At 70.7% G+C, this 18,817-nt stretch carries 17 protein-coding genes and 2 pseudogenes; 12 read left to right on the top strand and 7 right to left on the bottom strand.

Translation table 11 applies throughout. The features are described from left to right. Positions 1-763: 763 nt before the first annotated feature. Positions 764-901, bottom strand: a complete 138-nt coding sequence (locus ACFV1W_RS22995; protein ID WP_380419086.1) for a hypothetical protein — start codon at positions 899-901, stop codon at positions 764-766. A 44-nt stretch (positions 902-945) separates the two neighbouring features. After that, positions 946-1,464: an OsmC family protein gene (locus ACFV1W_RS22990; protein WP_380419085.1), complete on the bottom strand. Its 519-nt coding sequence runs from the start codon at positions 1,462-1,464 to the stop codon at positions 946-948. A gap of 135 nt (positions 1,465-1,599) precedes the next feature. On the opposite strand from ACFV1W_RS22990, the gene ACFV1W_RS22985 reads away from it, so the two are divergent. From ACFV1W_RS22985 to ACFV1W_RS22970, 4 genes are all read left to right on the top strand, one after another. Continuing rightward, complete coding sequence (locus ACFV1W_RS22985) at positions 1,600-1,866, top strand: metal-sensitive transcriptional regulator (RefSeq protein ID WP_380419084.1); 267 nt, start codon at positions 1,600-1,602, stop codon at positions 1,864-1,866. Positions 1,867-2,052: 186 nt separating this feature from the next. After that, positions 2,053-2,358, top strand: coding sequence for a rhodanese-like domain-containing protein (locus ACFV1W_RS22980; RefSeq protein WP_380419083.1), 306 nt, complete (start codon positions 2,053-2,055; stop codon positions 2,356-2,358). A 34-nt stretch (positions 2,359-2,392) separates the two neighbouring features. Then, complete coding sequence (locus ACFV1W_RS22975) at positions 2,393-2,782, top strand: DUF302 domain-containing protein (protein WP_380419082.1); 390 nt, start codon at positions 2,393-2,395, stop codon at positions 2,780-2,782. Between the two features lie 106 nt (positions 2,783-2,888). Then, the gene (locus ACFV1W_RS22970) at positions 2,889-5,057 is read left to right on the top strand and encodes an MMPL family transporter (RefSeq protein ID WP_380419081.1); all 2,169 of its coding nucleotides are present in this window, start codon (positions 2,889-2,891) and stop codon (positions 5,055-5,057) included. Between the two features lie 199 nt (positions 5,058-5,256). Here ACFV1W_RS22970 and ACFV1W_RS22965 read toward each other — a convergent pair whose 3' ends face one another. Continuing rightward, positions 5,257-5,424, bottom strand: coding sequence for a hypothetical protein (locus ACFV1W_RS22965; RefSeq protein WP_359974478.1), 168 nt, complete (start codon positions 5,422-5,424; stop codon positions 5,257-5,259). Positions 5,425-5,664: 240 nt separating this feature from the next. On the opposite strand from ACFV1W_RS22965, the gene ACFV1W_RS22960 reads away from it, so the two are divergent. Further along, the gene (locus ACFV1W_RS22960; RefSeq protein WP_380419080.1) at positions 5,665-5,811 is read left to right on the top strand and encodes a hypothetical protein; all 147 of its coding nucleotides are present in this window, start codon (positions 5,665-5,667) and stop codon (positions 5,809-5,811) included. Here the strand turns inward: ACFV1W_RS22960 and ACFV1W_RS22955 are convergent. Both ACFV1W_RS22955 and ACFV1W_RS22950 read right to left on the bottom strand, forming a co-directional pair. Continuing rightward, positions 5,801-7,993: a protein kinase gene (locus ACFV1W_RS22955; RefSeq protein ID WP_380419079.1), complete on the bottom strand. Its 2,193-nt coding sequence runs from the start codon at positions 7,991-7,993 to the stop codon at positions 5,801-5,803. The genes ACFV1W_RS22960 and ACFV1W_RS22955 overlap by 11 nt on opposite strands. Before the next feature lie 144 nt (positions 7,994-8,137). After that, positions 8,138-9,154, bottom strand: coding sequence for a hypothetical protein (locus ACFV1W_RS22950; RefSeq protein WP_380419078.1), 1,017 nt, complete (start codon positions 9,152-9,154; stop codon positions 8,138-8,140). Positions 9,155-10,266: 1,112 nt separating this feature from the next. Between ACFV1W_RS22950 and ACFV1W_RS22945 the strand changes: the two genes are divergently transcribed. Together ACFV1W_RS22945 and ACFV1W_RS22940 are read left to right on the top strand one after the other, a co-directional pair. Continuing rightward, positions 10,267-10,704 carry an STAS domain-containing protein gene (locus ACFV1W_RS22945; RefSeq protein WP_380419077.1) on the top strand — a complete coding sequence of 146 codons (438 nt, stop codon included), beginning with the start codon at positions 10,267-10,269 and terminating at the stop codon, positions 10,702-10,704. Between the two features lie 308 nt (positions 10,705-11,012). Continuing rightward, positions 11,013-11,240 carry an NAD-binding protein gene (locus ACFV1W_RS22940; protein ID WP_380419076.1) on the top strand — a complete coding sequence of 76 codons (228 nt, stop codon included), beginning with the start codon at positions 11,013-11,015 and terminating at the stop codon, positions 11,238-11,240. 129 nt (positions 11,241-11,369) lie between these two features. Here ACFV1W_RS22940 and ACFV1W_RS22935 read toward each other — a convergent pair whose 3' ends face one another. After that, positions 11,370-11,885: a MarR family winged helix-turn-helix transcriptional regulator gene (locus ACFV1W_RS22935; protein WP_380419075.1), complete on the bottom strand. Its 516-nt coding sequence runs from the start codon at positions 11,883-11,885 to the stop codon at positions 11,370-11,372. 424 nt (positions 11,886-12,309) lie between these two features. On the opposite strand from ACFV1W_RS22935, the gene ACFV1W_RS22930 reads away from it, so the two are divergent. Continuing rightward, positions 12,310-12,525, top strand: a complete 216-nt coding sequence (locus ACFV1W_RS22930) for a hypothetical protein (protein WP_380419074.1) — start codon at positions 12,310-12,312, stop codon at positions 12,523-12,525. A 382-nt stretch (positions 12,526-12,907) separates the two neighbouring features. Here the strand turns inward: ACFV1W_RS22930 and ACFV1W_RS22925 are convergent, their stop codons facing one another. After that, positions 12,908-13,462, bottom strand: a complete 555-nt coding sequence (locus tag ACFV1W_RS22925; protein WP_380419073.1) for a nitroreductase family deazaflavin-dependent oxidoreductase — start codon at positions 13,460-13,462, stop codon at positions 12,908-12,910. Positions 13,463-13,662: 200 nt separating this feature from the next. On the opposite strand from ACFV1W_RS22925, the pseudogene ACFV1W_RS22920 reads away from it, so the two are divergent. From ACFV1W_RS22920 to ACFV1W_RS22905, 4 genes and pseudogenes are all read left to right on the top strand, one after another. After that, positions 13,663-14,714, top strand: a pseudogene (locus tag ACFV1W_RS22920) (chloride channel protein); the annotation flags it as partial. 2 nt (positions 14,715-14,716) lie between these two features. Further along, a pseudogene (locus ACFV1W_RS22915) lies at positions 14,717-15,034 on the top strand (transposase); the annotation flags it as partial. Between the two features lie 772 nt (positions 15,035-15,806). Further along, a complete protein-coding gene (locus ACFV1W_RS22910) occupies positions 15,807-16,511 on the top strand; it encodes a sigma-70 family RNA polymerase sigma factor (protein WP_380419072.1) in 705 nt (234 codons plus the stop codon). Continuing rightward, complete coding sequence (locus tag ACFV1W_RS22905) at positions 16,508-18,211, top strand: M48 family metalloprotease (RefSeq protein WP_380419071.1); 1,704 nt, start codon at positions 16,508-16,510, stop codon at positions 18,209-18,211. The genes ACFV1W_RS22910 and ACFV1W_RS22905 overlap by 4 nt, the downstream gene beginning before the upstream one ends. Positions 18,212-18,817 lie beyond the last annotated feature (606 nt).

Raw genomic sequence — 18,817 nt, 5'->3', positions numbered from 1 at the left:
CCTGGTCTTCGCCGTACCGCCCGGCCTCGACCCGCAGCGGCACGCCGCTCTGCGCGACGCGCTCACCCGGTGCGCGGTCACCAACACCCTCCGGCACCCGCCGAAGGTCATGGTCGACCTGCGCTGACAAAGGGTGTGGACCGGTCCACCGTGGCGGGACGTACCGGAGCGGCAAGGGTGCTGGGACCGGGCCTACCACCTGCGCCGACGCTGGCAGCGCGACGGGACCTGGAAGCGGATCTTCCCGCCGCGGCCATCAATGAGTGGCTGTGACGCAAATGGCTGCCACCCACACCGACACGCAGCGACGCTGAGGATGCGTCAATCGGTCGTGACGGACGTTGCGCCCCGTTCCTCCGGTCCTCCGGGGCAACATCTGCGAGCTTCTCCGAGAACGTCCACTGGTGGGGCGCAAGGTCCTCGGAGGTGTACTGCCGTTCGCCGTTCTCGAAATCGGTGGCCCCCGCAGCCGCTGCGGCAGGTCGGCCGTTCTCGGGCCCTCGGGGACTTCCGCAAGGGTGTCGAGCAGAGGGCGGTCGAAGAGGTGCATGGCAGAGTCCACGGGCGCTCGGCGGGCGTGCCTGTACGAAGTCGGCGATCCACTACGGAGCGACAGTGCCGGGCACGGCCATTCTCGAGCCGCCGTGACCGACATGCCGCAACAGGCCTCAGTCGGGCGGGCGCAGGCCGCCGGCCCGTCGCGAAGCCGGTCGGTGCAGCGCGCTTCTCCGGCGGCCAGCAGTTCGTCCGGCGGGCTCGTCGACTACGCGGCGGATGCCGCGATCCGCTGACGAACGTCGTCCATGTCCACGGCGCGGACCCGGCGGATCACGTCCTCCAGCGCGGCCTCCGGCAGCGCACCCGGCTGGGCGTAGAGGACGACGCCGTCGCGCACCGCCATCAGGGTCGGGATCGAGGAGATCTGGAAGGCATCGGCGCGGTCGGCTATTCCGGTCCGTCGGACGGGGCCATCCCGATGCGGACGGTCGGCGGCTGGTGGAGCGTGTTGTGGACGGTGCAGTGCGAGGCGACGGCGAGCAGCGCGTCGTACCGGGCGGGGTCCAGGCCCTCCGGTGCCTTCACGGTGAGGGTCGCCTCGGTGACCCGGGCGGGGTGGTCGGAGGCCATCGTGAAGCCGGCGTCCACCCGCAGCCCCTTCGGATCGACGCCGTGCGGGGTCAGGTAACGGCCGGCGTAGAACGCCACGCATGAGGCGAGCGACGCGGCGAACAGTTCGGTCGGGGTGGGGCCGGAGTCCTGGCCGCCGTCCTCGACCGGCTGGTCCACCACGATCCGGTGGCCGCGAACCGCGATCTCGTAGCGGTCTCCGGCCAGGTGCTCGATCCGGATCCGGCCGGGAGGGGGTGCTGCGTCGGAGCCGGTGGGTGAGGCGCTCTGCGCGGGCGGGGTCACGGTCTGCTCCTGTCGACGGGCCGCGAAGCGGCCGGTGGCGGTCGGGGTCACCTCCAGTGGAAACCGGTGCCGAGCGACAGACCAGAGCCGACCGGCCCTGTCGGGAGGGTCCTTGATCCCCACCTGCGCCCGATATATACCCCACGGGGTAAACTCGGGGGAGAACGACACTCTGGAGGTGCGCACATGCAGGTCGGCGACGACGCGGTCGGCGCGGTCCTCAACCGCCTTCGCCGCGCGCAAGGTCAGCTCGCCGGCGTCATCGCGATGATCGAGGCCGGGCGCGAGTGCAAGGACATCGTCACCCAGCTGGCCGCCGTCTCCCGCGCCCTCGACCGGGCCGGATTCAAGATCGTGGCCAGTGGCATGCGCCAGTGCATGGCCACCGCAGACGGCGACGCGCCGCCGATGAGCGAGGCCGAGCTCGAAAAGCTCTTCCTCGCCCTGGCCTGACGTCCCGCCCGTCCGTCGGCGGCGCCGTCCCATGTCCTACCGGCCTGTTTGCGGGTGGGTCAGGAGACCCGGCCGGAGCGCGAGGGCAGACGACGCGCCCGATGGTCTGCGGCGGAATGCAGCTCTCCCTTCGGGCGTTGACGTACTCTGCTGCATACCCATAGGGGTATTTATGGAAGGCGGATCATGGTTCGGGAAGTCGACATAGAGGCGTTCGCCGCCGCACGGGTGCGGGGCGCGCTGGTGCTCGACGTGCGCGAGGCCTTCGAGTTCGCCGCAGGGCATGTGCCCGGCGCCCGCTGGATCCCGCTGGGCATGCTCGCGGGAAGCCTCGCCGAGCTGCCTCGCGACCGCGCCGTCATGGTGATCTGCGCTTCCGGCAGCCGGAGCCGGATCGGAGCCGAACTGCTCGGCCGCGCCGGGTTCGACGCCGCGTCCGTCCTGGGCGGGACCGCAGGGTGGTCGCTCTCCGGCCGCGACCTCGCCACCTGATCCCCCTGACCTCACGCCACGATTGGAGCACGCCATGGACTACGGCATTCCCCTCACCCTCGACCTGCCCTTCGACGAAGCGGTCGGGCGGGTGCGGTCCGCGCTCGCCGGGCAGGGCTTCGGGATTCTCACCGAGATCGACGTCCAGGCCACCCTGCGGGCCAGACTCGGCGAGGAGATCGAGGAGTACGTCATCCTCGGGGCCTGCAATCCGGCGCTGGCCAGCCGCGCCCTCGAGGTCGACCGGCGCATCGGGCTGCTGCTGCCGTGCAATGTGGTGGTGCGTGCGGCCGACGGGAGCACCGTCGTCGAGGTGATGGACCCGCAACTGATGGTGCGGGTCACCGAGCGGCCGGCGCTCGAAGACGTGGCCGACGAGGCCGCCGGCCGGCTGCGCGCCGCGCTGGACGTCCTCGCAGGCTGACCGCCGTTCCCCGGGCCCGCTCCTGTGGGCCCTTTTTCTCGGTTTTCCATATACCCCCACCCGTATTGCGAGCCCGCCGGGCCGCCCTCGGAACGGAGCACCCCCCGTGTCTCACCCGGACACCTCCCTCGTCAAGCCCCCCACCCCGGCGCCGCCCGGTCCGCCGGGCCGTGCCGGCCTCCTGGGCCGTCTCGGCGCCTGGTCGGCCGGGCACTTCAAGGCCGTACTCGTGGGATGGCTGCTCGTCGTGGTCGGACTCGGCGCGTTCGCCCCCCAGGTCACCAGCGCCCTCTCGGGCGCCGGCTGGCAGGCCAACAGCTCCGAGTCGGTCAAGGTCCGCCAACTGGCGGAGCAGCACTTCGCGGGTAACGCCTCCTCCGCCCTGCAGATCGTCGTCGCCGCCGACCGGCCGGTCACCGACCCCGCCGTCCAGCAGGTCATCGTCAAGGCCGAGGCCGTCGCGGCCGCCGACCCGCGGATCTCCACCGTCGTCCCGCCCCAGCCCGGCACCACCATCAGCCAGGATGGCCGCACCGCCATCCTGCTCGCCGGCGCCCAGGCCAACCCCGACGACATGGTCCGCGCCGCCGACGACCTCAAGGGTCCGCTGAACGCCCTGTCCACCGACGGTGTCAGTGTGCACGCCACCGGTGCCTCCGTGCTGTGGAGCGACTTCAACAAGGCCAACCACGACGCCATGATGAAGTCCGAGATCATGTCCTGGCCGGTCACCCTGGCCATCCTGGTCCTCGCCTTCGGCTCGCTGGTCGCGGCCGGACTGCCGTTGCTGCTCACCATGGCCGGCCTTGCCGCCTCCGCCGGGTCGCTGGTGCTGATCGGCCATCTGTTCCCGGTCTCGATCTGGGCGATGAACTTCGCCATGATGTTCGCCCTCGCGCTCGGCATCGACTACGCGCTCTTCCTGGTCGTCCGCTTCCGCAGCGCCCGCATGGGACGCTCACTGAACAGTGCCGAGGCGGTCGCGGAGACGATGGACACCGCGGGCAAGGCCGTGCTGCTGTCCGGTGCGACCGTGCTGGTCAGCCTGTCCGCCGTGATGCTGGTCCCGTCCCCGGCGTTCCGGTCGATGGCCGGCGGCATCATGCTCGCCGTGCTGTTCGTCCTCGCCGCCACCCTGACCCTGCTGCCCGCCGTCCTCGGCAAGCTCGGCCACCGCGTCGACGCCCTCGCCCTGCCGTGGGTGAAGTCCGGCGAACACCGCTCCCCGCGCTTCGCCGCCTGGGGCGAACGCCTCTGGAAGCACCCCGTCCGCTACGGCGCCTTGGCGCTGGCCGCCCTGATCGCCCTCGCCGCACCGGTCATCGGCCTGCGCACCGCGATGCCGTCGATCACCGTCATCCCCGCCCACGACAGCGCCCGCGCCGGCTACACCGCCGTCCAGCAGGCCTTCGGCCCCGGCGCCCCCGGCACCCTGCAGATCATCACCCCCGGCGGGCAGGCCGCCTCGGTCGGCGAGCAGATCGCCCACACGCCCGGCATCGCCGGCGTCATGCCCGCCCAGCGTGCCGCCGACGGCTCCGGCTGGTCGATGATCCAGGCCGTCCCCACCGTCGACCCGTCCAGCCCACAGCTCGGCTCCACCGTGAACACCCTGCGCGCCGAACTCCCGCACGACACCCTGGTCGGCGGCGCGGCGGTCGAGAACCTCGACCTCCAGCACCTGCTCACCCAGAAGACCCCGCTGGTCATCGGCGTGGTCATGGCCCTGGGCTTCCTGCTGCTGCTGATCGCGTTGCGCGCTCCGCTGATCTCCGCGCTCGGCACCGCCGCCAGCCTGCTCTCCACCGGAGCCGCCTTCGGCGTCGCCCGGCTGGTCTTCCAGGACGGCCACGGCGCGGGCCTGCTCGGCTTCAAACCGCAGGGCTTCCTCGACGGCTGGGCGCCGGTGTTCTTCTTCGCGATGATCTTCGCCATCGCGATGGACTACACCGTCTTCCTGCTCGCCTCCGCCAAGGAGCACTACGAGCGCAGCGGCGACCCCAAGGAGGCCATGGTCGGCGCCCTCGCCCACTCCGGCCGGGTGATCTTCGCGGCGGCCGGCGTCATGGTCGCGGTCTTCTTCACCTTCGCGATCTCCGGGCCGCTGCCGCCCAAGGAGATGGGCATCGTCCTGGGCGTCGCCGTCCTCCTCGATGCCGCCCTAGTCCGCCTGGTCCTGCTCCCGGTCATCCTCCGGCTGGCCGGCCGGGCCGCCTGGCACACCCCCGCATGGCTCGACCGGGTCCTGCCGAAGGTCACCTTCCCCCACGGGTGACCGATCCCGACCGCCGGTGGCGGGAGCGCAATCCAGCGCTCCCGCCGCCGGCGCTCCTGCCGTTGCGTCGGGCGGGCACGTTCGCGCCGTCGACGAGCGGCCTCCAGTGCGCAGGGCCGGAGCAACGGCCGGTGGAAATGGATCGGGCCGCGTCGGGGATTCCCGACACGGCCCGATCGAGTGGCGCCTGCCCGTCCGCTCAGCGGCGACCCAGCAGCTTCGCCAGGAAGCCGCCACCCTTGCCCGCGCTTCGGTCGCAGCTGCAGCGGTCGGCCTTGCGAACGCCGGCAAGCACCTGGTCGACGTGCATCCCGCACCCTGCGTAGGTGGCCTTGCCGCAGGTGCGGCACGTGGTACGTCGACACATGGCAGGACTCCTCGCGATCAATCAGAAGAAGGACATTTCCCTCTCTTCCAATATACCCCGATGGGTATTTCTGGAGTGCTGCATGTCCGGCCCTGTGCAGGACCGCCCTCTCACGACCACGGTGGAGACACCGGGGCGAACGGCTGGGCCGGTACAGCGGTGAGGTGATGGAACGGGGAGGCGCCCAGGGCCCGGCCCAGCCAGTCCAGTGCGGGCCCGATCAGCTGGACGAGGCATGCGGTGACGGAGGACGCGACCCACCAGGACACGATGACCGGCACGCCGCAGGGCGGCATCCTGGCCCCGCTGCTGGCCGACATCGCCCTGGGCGTGCTCGATGAGCACATGACGGGGCCGTGGATGCCGGGTCTCCGGGTCAGGTGGTAGGCAGGGCGTAGATGTCCGTGGCGTGCTGGAGGTAGATCTGCCGGCCGTCGGTGGCGAGATCGCCGTTCGGGTACTTGGCCTTGCCCGGCGGCGTGTTGAAGACCCAGGCGGTCCGGTGGCTGCCGACGTCCACGGCGACGACGCCGGGGGCGTCCGTTTCGGAGGCCAGCAGTGCGAGGGTCCTGCCCGTCAGGACGGGTGGGCGGTCGGCCAGCGGCCTCGGCGAGTCGTAGACCCAGAGCACTGAGCCGTCCTTGGCGCTGAACGCGGCGACCCGCCCGTAGGCGCTGGGTGAGGGAGGTGAGAGGACCGCGTACACGGTGCCGTTGACCGCCGTGACGGCCCTGATGTCGCTCTTGTCCGGCGCGGTGACGCTCCACCGGCGTTCGCCGCTGTCGAGCTCTCCCGCGTAGAGGTTGGAAGTGCCGTCCATCGTGCAGTAGAAGCCGTCCGCGTCCGTCGCGAAGGCGTCCCGGGACCGTGGCAGCGGGAAGTTGCCGATCCACTTGTCCGTGCCGTCGGAGCAGTTGACGGCCGTCATCCAGCCGTTACGGGCCATCAGGACCAGGCCGCCCGCGGTCGTGATGACGCCGGCGTTGGTGGTGCGGTTCCACACAGCCTTCTTGCGGCTGATGGACCATCCGGTCAGGTTGGACGGGATGGTGACGGCTGCGTTGCCGGTGGTGAAGCAGAACACGTCACCGCTGATGGCGACCGGGTTCCCGGGGGCGTTCTCGAGCGTCCAGGTGTGCTGTCCGGTCGACAGCTCGTACCCGTCGGCACTGATCCCGTTGTAGAGGTAGAGCGTGGAGTCGTTGATCACGGTGTAGGAGACCGGGTAGTCGGGGACCGCCCACCTCGCCGAGCCACTGTCGGTGTCCAGGGCGACCAAGCCCCTACCGACGGGCAGGACGAGAGTCTTCGTGGCGGGGGCGCACACCAGGCCCGCGGGCGCGTTCGTCGCCGGGTAGTGCCAGCGTGGCGTCGGGACCGGGCCTTGGGGCGCCTTGGCGCCGGCCCTGCTGGTGGATTGGTGTCGCTGGACGGCCCACAGGGCTCCGCCGCCGGTGGCGATCAACGCGCCGCCCACGAGGAAGAGCCGCCGGGATGGCCGACTCCGCTGCTCGCTGCTCGCGGGCTCGGGCTCGGGCCCGGGCGCAGGGCCGGGTGCCGGTGCGGGCTCCTGCTCGAGGGGCGCCCGGGCTGCGTCACCACCTGCGTCCACGGCGGTCGCGGCAGACTCGCGCAGCGGCTGGTGCAGGGCTGCCACCGCTTCGGCGTGGCGGGCCAGTTCGCCGGTGAGCGGGGCCGGTAGCCACGCCGTTCGTATGGTCGGTGACGTGCCGTCCGGCGGTGTCGCGCCGCCGTGGAGCAGCCGGTCGGCGATCTCGCGCGGCTCCGGCCGTTCGGCCGGATCCTTGGCGAGCATCGCGGACACGATCCGGAGCAGCGGTTCCGGCAGCCCGGTGACGTCGGCCGGCTCGTGGACGACCTTGTAGAGCATGCCGGCGCCGTTGGCTCCGTGGCCGTGCGGGCCGGCGCCGGTGGCCGCGAACACCAGCACCGAGCCGAGCGAGTAGACGTCCGAGGCCGGACCGAGGGGGCGGCCCGCGGCCTGCTCGGGGGACATGAAGGCGGGAGTGCCGATGACGATGCCGCTGGCGGTGAGGTCGCTGCCCTCGACGGCACGGGCGATGCCGAAGTCGATCAGCCGCGGCCCGGCGGCGGCGAGCAGGACATTGGAGGGCTTCAGGTCCCGGTGGATCAGACCGGCGCCGTGGATCGCGACCAGCGCCTCGGCCAGGCCCACCCCGACGGCCTGGACGGTGTGCTCGGGCAACGGGCCGAACCTGTCGACCACCCCGGCGAGCGAGGGTCCGCACACGTAGGAGGTGGCCAGCCAGGGCAGCGCGGCCTCGGCGTCGGCGTCGAGCAGGGGGGCGGTTCGATCACCTCCGACCGCCCGCGCCGTGTCCACCTCGCGCCGGAACCGCCGACGGAACTCCGGGTCATCGGCGAACTCGGCACGGATCACCTTGACCGCGACAGGTCGCCCCGACGGGGAGCGTGCCAGGTAGACCCGGCCCATGCCGCCCGCGCCGAGCCTGGCGAGCAGGCGGTAGGGCCCGACCACCTCGGGATCACCCAGGTCAAGCGGTTTGAGGCCCGCCAGGGCTTGCATGGGTAAGTGATGGTCACTCAGCGAACTCACGGCGGGATCGTAGCTCAGACGGCGAGGCCTGCAACCGGCCCGGACCGACAGCCGCCTCCGGGCAATCCACCGAAACGTCCGCGCGGTTTCGGCCCGTTCGGGGCTCGGTGGGGTTCAGCGGAAGATGCCGGTGTGGCCGAGGGAGTAGCGTCCGGGTTGGGGGTAGACGCACAGGCCGTGCGGTCCCGCACCGACCTTGATCTTCGAGATGAGGTGGCCGTCGTCGGTGGAGATGGCGTAGACGGCGGAGTCGTAGCGGCCGCTGAGCCACAGGACCTTGCCGTCGGCGGACACGCCGCCCATGTCGGGGCTGCCGCCTCCGGGCAGGTGCCAGGTGGCGGTGACCTGCTTGGTGCCGAAGTCGAGGACGGAGATGGAGCCTTCGCCCCGGTTGGAGACGTACAGGCTCTTGGAGTCCCTGCTGACGTACAGGCCGTGCGCGCCGCGCCCGGTTGGAAGGAGGATCGGCGGGGTGAAGGCGTCGCCGTCCAGGATCCACACGCCGTCGGCCGCCATGTCGGCGACGTACCAGGTCCGGCCGTCCGGGGAGATCTTGACGTCCTGGGGCATGGAGCCGTCGTGGGGGATCTTCTGCTTGGCGAGCACGGTCATGGCGGCGGTGTCGACCTTGAGGAGTTCGCCGGAGAACTCGCAGGAGACGATGAAGTAGCGGCCGTCGGGGGAGAAGTCGGCGTGGTTGACGCCCGCGCAGTCGGCCGGGACGGACTTGACGACGTTCATGGTGTGGGCGTCCCGGAAGACGAGCTGGTGGTCGGCGGAGGCCATGACGACGGCGTGGCGGCCGTCGGGGGTGAAGTAGAGGTTGTAGGGGTCGTGGACGTCGACCGGTTTGCCGGCCTTGCCGGTGGCGGGGTCGATCGGGGTGAGGGTGTTGCCGAGGTCGTTGTTGACCCACAGCGTCTTGAGGTCCCATGACGGCACGACGTGCTGGGGCTGGTGGCCCACGTGGAGGGTGTCGATGACCTGGTAGGTGGTGGGGTCGATCACGCTGACGGTGTCGGACTCGGTGTTCGGCACGTAGACCCGGGAGGGGAACGTCTTCACGGTGTCGGACAGCAGGCCGGCCCGGTCGGCGGCGTACAGGTCATTCGGGTCCAGGGGGGCCGGCATACCGGGCAGTCGCGTGTCCGGCGGCTGGGGGGTCGGCGCGCCTTGGTCGTCGGCCGATGGCGTGCCCGTCGGGACCGGCCCGGCTGCCGAACTCGGACTCGGTGACGGGTCGTCAGGCGCCGGTGAGCATGCCGTAGGCCCGCACAGCGCGAGCGCGAGACACATCAGGATCGGGGGGCGCCAGCGGGAAGGGCTGAGAAGGGTCATCGGCTTGCCGAACTCCGTCATCGGGGGTGTATCCACCCCCTCCAGTTCTTTGCACTGTGCAAGAGTAGGGGGAGGGGTGTCCGCAGGCAGGCCGACCTGCCGAAAGTACCCCGATTGGGGCAATCCTCATGACTTGCCAGAAATCCCCTCAACTTGGGGCGATAGGATTTGTTTGCGCAATGCAATCGCCTGCCGAAGTGGCGCGGGTGGGGCCCTGGCGTTCTGGCCCCACTACGCCCGGATCGCAGGGCGTGCGGGGCCTCGCCGCTCCGGACGTCTCGGTCGGGATGGCGGAGTCCACCGCCGGGTGGATGTCGTGGCACCCGACTTGCGTCCCCCGCGAACCAGTGCCCTTACCCCCAAGCCGCACCTCGGAGAGGTGTCGGAGGGGCCTGGTTCATTCATGCCCGCCCTGCGGTCGGGGTGGCGCCGGTCGAGGCAGCGGTCCGGCCCGCCCGCGACCGGCCGTGGGGCCTGCCGATTGGATTGGATGGTCGGCGGCGGGCCGGTCGCCGGAGTCGGCCGGGATGTGAGCTAAACGTCAACGTGTGTGGTGTTTGTGTGCCCGTTGGCTCGTGTGGCTCGCGAGGCGGTGGCTCGCCCTGGTCAAGTCGCGTGATTCTTTGCATAATGCAAAGGTCTTGTCTTCCTGCTCGGCCAGGCCCGCCTCTGTGTCCGGATCGTGGTGACGGGACTGGGCGAGCCTTGGTCGGGCGATCCCCGCCACGGGAACCATGCCCGTTCACGGGCGGCCGCGCAGCCGGGAATTCGCAACTCCTCAGCGCGTCCGCCCCAACCCGAGTTCCGTTCCTGCCCTACGGCGGCCGGGCCAAACCTTCACGTACGACACGGCAGCGGCGACGGTGCCTTGGTGCCGGACCAGTGGCCGAGACGAAAGGCATTGCGTGAGCACAGCGAACGTCACCTACGGCGAAAGACACGGCTGGACGATTGTGCACATCGCCGGCGGCGTCGACTTGCCGGCCTTGAACGCCGCCCGCGAGCGGCTGCTGCGGCTCATCTGGCATGGCTGCCGGCATCTGGTCGTGGACCTTGCCGCCGTGCACTCCTGCGAAGCGGGTCTCTTCGCGGTGCTCGCCGCCGCGCGCCGCCACATGTCCTCGCGCGGCGGTGAATTCCGCCTGGTGCTGCCGGCGCAGCCTTCCCCCGCCTCGAATGTGCTCGCCGCTTGCGGGGTCGGCCGGGCCTTCGCCGTCTACGTCACGGCCGCGGAAGCGGTGGCCGACGGAGGCCCGCCGGCCGGGGTGGTGGCCGCCGCCGGTCGGCAGCGGGGCAGCGACGATCGGCCGCCTGCTGCCCCGATACCCCAACAGCGCAGCTGAGCAGCGACCCGTGCGGCCTGCTCCGCTCATGCGAGATGTCAGGAGCCGGCGTGGTTCGAATGCGGTGACGATGCGTCAACGATCCGGACCTCGAGGCCCGGTCCACCGTGTCGGGCGGGAGACTGGCGTGATGTCCTCCCCCTCGCGAGCAGAGCGGACGGTGTCGTGTCGCCGCCCCGACAGCGGCAGCAGCGGACCGTTTCCCCCGACGCCGAGGCCGATGGGAGGCGGACCGGTCACATGATCGTCTGTGGCGATGACGCGCTGGCGCACTGGTTGGCCGTGGAACCGGCCGCGCTATACAGTCAGTGTGTCACCGTCGTCCTGCCGTCCCTCTAGGGCGACCACGGCCCGCGGATCGCCGCGCTGGCTGTGGACGAGCAGGCGCGGTCGAGACGGTCGAGGCGCGGCAGCTGGACGAGGCGACCCTGCGCGCCGCGGGCGTCGCCACGGCGGCGGTGCTGGCGCTCACTTCGGGTGACGACCAGGCCAACATCCATGCTGGGCTGTGGGTCAGACGGATCAACCCCGGCTGAGACTGGTGCTGCGCGTCTACAACCGGCGCCTGGGACTGCCCGTCGAGCAACTGCTGGACCGGGCGGCCGTCGCACGGAACCGGGAACTGTCTGGCGCGGCGCTGGAGGCGTCTACCCCTGTCCTGTCCGTCACCAGCCGAGCAGGTCGGTTGGGTGCTCCTCAGGTGCGGACGGCTCTCCGCTCGCTTCGGCGAAGGCTCGCAGTGCGGTGACCAGGCCGGTGGGCTGTCGGGTGGGCATGGCGGTGACAATGCGGGCGATCTCCTCGCGGCGCCGGTCGGTGGCGTCGACGACGGTGCGGGCGCCCGCGTCGGTCAGTTCGATGCGGACTTCCCGCCGGTCCTCGGGACTGTTCACCCGTGCGACGACGCCCGCCGCCACGAGACGCTCGATCATCCGCATCGCGGTCGACGGGTTCACCGCGAGGTGCTCGGCCAGGCGCGACATGCTCATCGGACCGCGGGAGTGGAGCACGACCAGCATCCGGAACTGGGGGAGCGTGAGGAATTCCGCGACCTCCCCCAGAGAACGGGCGGAGATCGCCACCAGGACCCGGGAAGCGGTGAGTACGGCGGTGACCAGGTCTTCCTCGGCGGGGCCGGAGGACCGGTCGCGGGAGGTGCGCGCGGTGGACTCGTCGGACATGTGTCCTTTTTACCGCCCTGGAGCGTCTATGCACACGTTCATTCGATCTTCCGCCGTCGTGACGGTGATCCTGCCGCCACTCCGATTCTACCCGCACGGGCTGGCGCCCTCTCCATTTTCTTTGCATAATGCAAAGGTGTGTAGGATCTCCGCCCGGCCGAAGGTGCCTCGCGCAGGCGGTGGCTGGCCCCCGCTCGTCGGCCGGGACCCCTATGCGCCGGACGAATGGCGTGCCAATCCCGGCCCGCCGGGTCCGGACGCGGCCTGCCGGGACGGATTTCGTAGTCCTCTATTCCCGGCAGGCCGCGTAACCGTCACGCCTTCGGGGGCGGCCGAATCGGGGCCGCCTGCCCCGCGGGGTGGGGCCTCATGGGAAGGGTGTTCTTGTGGCCGGTGATCCGCTCCGACGACCGGGCCTGTCGCGATGACGCGGCAATCTGGCGAAGGCGGTGGCCAGGCCGGATCGGGCGACGACGACCGGCTCGACCTTATTCGCGCCATGGAGCGAGCCCATCTGTCGGCCGCGGACGCCAAGACCACGCTGGAGGTCTTCGATGCCCTGCGAACGCTCGGATCCCGTACGGCGGATCAAGTGGCCCGGCTTGTCGCCGAGGCGGAGGCTTCCGAGGAGGCGGAGTGAATCCCGGGCCACCTGTGGGCGCGCGGAGCGCAGCGGCGCGGAAGCCGAATCAGGTCTTCGGCCGGTGGTGGCGAGAAGTGCGTGGCTCGGCACCGTCGTGTCGACGTTCGGTGCTGCGAAAACTTGTTGTCGCAGCGTCGGGTCTCGCGGCGCTGGCGCTGGTGTGCAGCTTCGCCGGTGGCGACTTGGGAGCAGATCCACTGCGGCCCGGGGCACCAGGTCCAGTATGCGTCGGTGCTCTGGCCGCCTCCTATCTGCGAGGCATCGCCATCGGGGCCTGGCTGGTGGCTCGTACCTGCTTGCTCGCAGCCCTGCTGGCCGCAGCTTGGAGCGTCGTTTCGCTGGCCGCGAGCGCTCTGCGCTTAGTCATGCTGCGCTTGGGTCACCGGGACCCCTGAGGTCGGTCGCCGCCGACCGCGGTCGGCGGTAGAGCTCCCGTTGTCTGCCGGTCGTCCCGCGAGGGGCGGAGGGCCACGAAGGGGATGTGATCGCGGCCGACGAGGAAGTAGTCGCGTTGCGTCCCGTCGATGCTGAGGCCGCAGAAATGCGTCAGTAACCTTGCGGCCCCAGGGTGCTGTTCGGCGTAGTGGGCCATGGCGAGCCCCGATTCATTCGGGGTCAGTGCGCTGGCGGTCGCCGCGAAGCGGTGTCGGCCGATCTGGACGTTCACCTTGGGTGTGTGCGTGACGTTCCGATACCACTGTGAGGATGCACCGAACCCGGAGGCGACGAGGTAGCCGCCGCTTCGCGGGTCGCGGCCGACGACTTCAAGTACCACGCGGCGTGGCAGCCCGCTGCTTCGGCCGGTGTGCGTCAGCAGGAGGAACCGGCTGCCGAGAAGCCGGCCGAGGTGCCACCGGTACAACAGGATCGGGGTGCGGAGCAGCAGTCGTCGCGCACCGGTGGGTGAGGGGGCGGGTCGGCGTCTGACGGCCATGGATGAATTGCCTCCTGCGGTGGTGTGATCGATGTCCTGTCTGCGAGCCGCTCTGGTCTCGGCGTCATATTATTTGCATAATGCAAAGGTGTCTGGGAAGCGCGCAACCATGCCGACGCCGCCGGATGGCGGCGGACCGCCATATTTTTTCCCACGGTCCCCGTGCGGCCCTGCTCGCTGTGCGGGAGGACGAAAGCGGTCTGGTCGTCCTCGCACTTGTCGTCGGTGCTGCGGCCGGCGTCGGCGCGATCGTCTTCCGCTGGCTGATCAGGACCTTCACCCTGCTGCTGTCCGGGCATGCCGACTACTCGGAGGCGGACCACGCCCCGAACCCCCACATGCCGTGGCTGGGCCCGTACTTCGTCCTCCTCGCACCGGTCGTCGCCGGCCTGCTGTACGGGCCGCTGGTGCAGCGCTTCGCTAAGGAGGCGCGCGGCCACGGCGTGCCGGAGGTGATGTATGCCGTCGCCCGCCGTGGCGGGCGGATCGCCCCGCAGGTGGCGGCGGTCAAGTCGCTGGCCTCTGCCCTGTGTATCGGCGGAGGCGGCTCGGTCGGCCGTGAGGGGCCCATCGTGCAGATCGGATCCGCGCTCGCTCCACCGCCGGGCGCCTGGTCCGCGTGGCCGAGGACCGGATGCGGGTGCTGATGGCGTGCGGCGCCGCGGGCGGGATCGCGGCGATCTTCAACGCCCCGCTGGCCGGGGTGTTCTTCGCGATGGAGCTGATACTGAGCGACTTCACCGCCGAGGCGTTCGGCGTGGTCGTGCTCGCCTCCGTCGCCGCCTCGGTGATCGGACGTGCGGCTTTCGGCACCCCGCCTTTCCTGCACCTTCCTGCGTTCAGTGTTCAGCATCTGCTGGAGTACCTGCTGTTCGCTCTGCTCGGCATCGTCGCCGGCGTGGTCGGGGTCGCGTTCTCCCGCGTCCTCCACCTCGTCGAGGACGGCTGCGACTTCCTTTGGCGCGGCCCGGAATGGGCCCGGCCCGCCGTCGGCGGGGTCTTCCTCGGCGCCCTGCTGCTCGCCCTTCCGCAGATGTACGGGGTCGGCTACCCGGCGCTGGAGAACGCCGTCGAGGGGAAGTACGCCGTCGGACTCCTGGTCCTCCTTCTGGCCGGGAAGATCGCGGCGACGAGTCTGACCATCGGCATCGGGGGCTCCGGCGGCGTGTTCGCGCCGTCCCTGTTCATGGGCGCCATGCTCGGATCTGCCTTCGGGCAGAGCGCCCACGTCCTCCTGCCGGGCACGACCGGAGTTTTTTGGCCACCGGCCGCCTCGGCCACGACGAGCAGCTCCCACCAGCACCACGCGGACGCATCCCCAAAGACGCGACCCTGAAGGAGCGCACGGCCCGCAAGCTGCGGACCAAGCCCGGCCGGAAGGCCTACAGCCGCCGCAAAGCCATCGTCGAACCCGTCTTCGGGCAGATCACGACCTGCCGGAACGGCCGCCAGCTCCTCCTGCGCGGCGAGGACGGCGCCCGCGGAGAGTGGCGCCTGCTCGCTGCCTGCCACAACCTCCGCAAGATCTTCCGCCACGCCGGGACAGCAGGGATCGCCGCCCTGGCCAGCTGACCCAGCCGGGCTCCCCGGCCACGTCACGAGCCCTGCCCGCCGGACACCTGGCGGGCAGCCCCCCGTCCGAACCCCACACAGGCCCCGCCGAGGCCGCCGCGACCGATCCGTCGGTCACGGGAGCGGAGCCGCTTGCTCGTTACTGACCCACGCTCCTAGCCGAAGCAGTGGGACAGCCCTGCCGGTAGTCGGCGAGATACCGGGCGAGTGAGCCCATGGCACTGAAGCCAAGTTCGGCAGTCCACTTGCCTGTTGACAGAGCTGCGGTTGTTCTCCGGCCCCGAACGCAGCGCCCGGGTCTACGGCCTCCTGCTTGTCCCGGTGGGATGACGCCGAGGGCCTACAGGTCGCCGCCCCGGCATCACGTCGGTCCAGGCGTGTGCCTGGTGGAGCCGAGTCCCGGATCGGCGGCGCGGTGCAGCGGATGTGAGGTGAATCACATCATCGCTGTTGCTGTGAGGGTAAAGGTTTTCCACTCAAGACCCCTTTCACCATGCGAGGTTGACGCGAAGGCGTCGCCGTCGACGAGAAGAGGCGGAGAAATGTGGGAGACGGTCCTGCTGGCCATGTGCGCCGGCACCGTGAGGCTGGCGCGCCAGTTCGTGTCCTACCGACTGGCGGTAGTGCGGGAACGCACGCGCGGCGCCGTGCTGGAGACCCTGGTCCGCACGGCGGGGCCCGGGGCGACGGTGGAGGACCGGCAGGCGGACGGGAGTGTCCTCTTGGTGCGCGGAGCACGGTCGAAGTCGAATCACACGCAGGAAAGGACATCATGACGTCTGATCAGGGAACGGTGCCACCCCGGGCGGAACCTCCCGAAGAACTGGAGGAGTTCGTCCGGGTGACCCAAGCCAGGCTGCGCGCGCAGGCGCGCTTCCTGTGTCAGGACGGGGAGACCGCGGAGGATCTGGTCCAGGAGGCGTACGTGCAGGCCAGCCGCATGTGGTCGCGGCTGCGCGCGATGGACCACCCCGAGGCGTACCTGCGGGAGGTCATGCGCAACGAGTTCCGCCGCCGGGGCGAGCGGCGCACCAGGGAAGTGGCGAGCTGGCTGCAGGCGGCAACCCCCGCGCAGGCCAGGATCGAGATGACCGTCGAGACGCGCGAGGTGCTCGAGGCCGTGCGGGATCTGCCCGAACGGCAGCGGGAGGTGCTGGTGCGGTTCTGCCTCCAGGCGGAGCCGCAGCGGGCGATCGCCGAGGACCTGAAGATCTCCGTCAACACGGTCGCCGTCCATGTGAAGCAGGCCCGCAACAGCCTGGCGAAGCGACTCAGGACCACCTCGCAGGAGCTCTGGGCCGACTTCGACGCCCTGGTGGACGCGCCGGCCGGCGGACTGCAGGATCAGCTGCTGGTCGAACTCCTCGATGCGTCCCTGTGGCTGGAGGAAGCCTTCGAGCACGACCGGCTCGGGCTCGACCTGCTGCTGGAGCGGCTGGCCGAGGCGTGGGGTCAGGACGCCGGGAGGCTCGGGTGAAGCCCTCGGTGTTCCTGGTCTCCGTGCGGGCGTTGCTCGGTGTCGTCATGCTGTTCGTCAGCTATCTGGTCCTGCTCACCTCCGTGGCACTCTACGCAGGGTTGGTGGTCCTCCTCGTCAAGGCACCGCCGGACGACTTCAGCAGGCTCTTGTTGACGGTGGTCTTCTCCACGCCCGTCATCGGGACGGTCCTCCTGTCGCTGTACGCGGCGGGTCGTCCGGCCCAGGACCCGGAGGGTTCGGTCGAGGTGACCCCGGAGGAGGAACCAGCCCTGTGGAACACCGTTCACGAGCTTGCCGGGCGGCTGGGGGTGCGCCCGCCGACCCGGCTCTACCTGATCCTCCAGGCCAACGCGATGGTCCTCGAACACGCCACCCTGCTGGGGCTGTTGGGAGGCACCCGTCGGCTCTACGTGGGGATGCCGCTGCTGGTGGGGCTGACGCGGGACGAGCTGGAGGCGGTGATCTGCCATGAGCTCGGCCACTACGCGGGACGCCACACCGCATTGTCGTCCGTCACCCGCCGGGGGGCCACCGCGCTCGAATCCATCCTCGAACGCCTCGGCCGACACCCAATGGTGCAGGACGAGAACTTGTATCATCCGGCCTACACCTGGTACGTCCTGTTCTCCGGCTACGCCCGGCTCTACACCCGGCTGACCTCGGCGATCGGGCGGCGCCAGGAGTTCGAGGCGGACCGGATGTCGGCCCAGGTCGTCGGAGCCGTGGTGATGGCCGACGCCTTGCGCAGCGCGCACTCCCTGGCGCTCGCCTGGACCCGGTTGCTCTGCGACTACCTGGAGCCGGTGGCCGGGGCAGGCTGGTTGCCCGACGATCCGTTCGCCGTCTTCGCACAGATGCTCGCCGCCCCCGAGTACCAGGACACCCTCCGCCGATGGCGGAACTCGCCGCCGACGCGGCCCGCCTCCCGGTTCGATCGCCACCCCCCGCTCGCGCAACGCCTGGACGCCCTAGCCGCCGTGGACGCCCACGCGGACGCAGCCGCGCCGGCCTGCGTACCGGTTCCCGCGATCGAGGTGCTGACCGACCCCGACCAGCGGGCCGCCGAACTCAGCCTGATGCTCCTGCCGCAATTCGCCGGCGACCCGGACACGACCTGGCTGGCGACGGCGGCCTGGGCCTCGACCGCGGCGGCGACGCTCACCGGCGAAAGCGCCCAGGCCCTGGCCCGGGCGGCCGGCCGCAGCGGCCGCACCACACGGCCCAGTCTGCAGACGGTGCTGGAGGCCCTCGCCAAGGCCCCGGAGACCCTGGCCCCGGCCCGCGCACTGCCCGGCGCCCTGCGCGCGCTGCTCTACCAGGTGCTGGTCCGCGACGGGCTGGCCACCGGCTGGCGGCTGTCCTGGGTCGGGCAGAGCCGCGCGGTCGCCGACCAGGCGCTGCTGTCTGAACTGCACGAGCTGACCGAGACCGTCGACGCCCAGCGGTTGGAGGCGCTCCTGCGGACACTGCCCGTCGACCTCACCGCGCCGCTGCTCGTCCGGCGCCCGGCGGCCCAGGAGGAGGCGCCGCCCGCCGAGCCCGAGGAAGAGTTCGGGCTGCCGCCCGAACTCGAGCCGTACGGCGGGCCGGAGGACGACGAGCCCCTGCGCTGGGAGCACCCGGTCCTCAAAGCCGGCATAACTCTGATCGTGCTGGTGATCGTGCTGGGGTCCACCTTGGCCGCGGTGTACGGGTGAAGGGTGCCTGGCGGCGCCCGCCAGGCGGGCGCCGCCAGGCACGAACTCCAACGACGCCCGCTGATCCGACGTGATCCGTAAGACACTCCCTAACCGGCTGACGATCCGGAGGGGTAGTGACTCTTTCGTGGACACGCCACCACCCATGCCCCACAACGCCACGACCTCGTCCAGCCTCGTGATCCGGGCGACTTCCACCGTGCTGGCCTCGCCCGGATCGAGGGCTTGCCAAGTCCGGCCGACCGTGCTGGCCGTCGCAGACGCAGCACCAGTCACGCTCACCAGGTCTCTGCGCTGCGGGATCGGTGCAGCCGCTTGACGCCCCAGGTGCCGTGGTGATCTTCAACGAAACGGAAGCGGATCATCACCGTGTCGTCTCGGCCGGGAAATAGGCGGCCGCCTTGCGCAGGCTGACCACGTCTCCGCTTTCGCCTGTCGGCTTGGCTGACCGGCGGCAGCCCCATCAGTCGGCTGACAAACGGACCATCGGTACCGCTTCCTGTCTCGCTGCCTAGTAGGGCTTGGTCAGGTTCGCATGGGTGTCGGTATGTCGCGATGGCAGGTCGGGCAATTGCCTGCCCAGGTGGCGAGGACCAACTGCAGCTC

Source organism: Kitasatospora sp. NPDC059648, from assembly GCF_042734825.1.
GTDB lineage: Bacteria > Actinomycetota > Actinomycetes > Streptomycetales > Streptomycetaceae > Kitasatospora.
Note: the sequence above shows the minus strand (reverse complement) of the source record. Positions and strands in the feature narration are given on the sequence as shown.

Bases quoted from the DNA above. Each gene is read 5' to 3' on its own strand.
- ACFV1W_RS22980 (WP_380419083.1), top strand. From the start codon at position 2,053: ATGGTTCGGGAAGTCGACATAGAGGCGTTCGCCGCCGCACGGGTGCGG.
- ACFV1W_RS22985 (WP_380419084.1), top strand. From the start codon at position 1,600: ATGCAGGTCGGCGACGACGCGGTCGGCGCGGTCCTCAACCGCCTTCGC.
- ACFV1W_RS22930 (WP_380419074.1), top strand. From the start codon at position 12,310: ATGACGCGGCAATCTGGCGAAGGCGGTGGCCAGGCCGGATCGGGCGAC.
- ACFV1W_RS22955 (WP_380419079.1), bottom strand. From the start codon at position 7,993: ATGCAAGCCCTGGCGGGCCTCAAACCGCTTGACCTGGGTGATCCCGAG.
- ACFV1W_RS22925 (WP_380419073.1), bottom strand. From the start codon at position 13,462: ATGGCCGTCAGACGCCGACCCGCCCCCTCACCCACCGGTGCGCGACGA.
- ACFV1W_RS22965 (WP_359974478.1), bottom strand. From the start codon at position 5,424: ATGTGTCGACGTACCACGTGCCGCACCTGCGGCAAGGCCACCTACGCA.
- ACFV1W_RS22995 (WP_380419086.1), bottom strand. From the start codon at position 901: ATGGCGGTGCGCGACGGCGTCGTCCTCTACGCCCAGCCGGGTGCGCTG.
- ACFV1W_RS22910 (WP_380419072.1), top strand. From the start codon at position 15,807: ATGACGTCTGATCAGGGAACGGTGCCACCCCGGGCGGAACCTCCCGAA.
- ACFV1W_RS22935 (WP_380419075.1), bottom strand. From the start codon at position 11,885: ATGTCCGACGAGTCCACCGCGCGCACCTCCCGCGACCGGTCCTCCGGC.
- ACFV1W_RS22950 (WP_380419078.1), bottom strand. From the start codon at position 9,154: ATGCCGGCCCCCCTGGACCCGAATGACCTGTACGCCGCCGACCGGGCC.
- ACFV1W_RS22975 (WP_380419082.1), top strand. From the start codon at position 2,393: ATGGACTACGGCATTCCCCTCACCCTCGACCTGCCCTTCGACGAAGCG.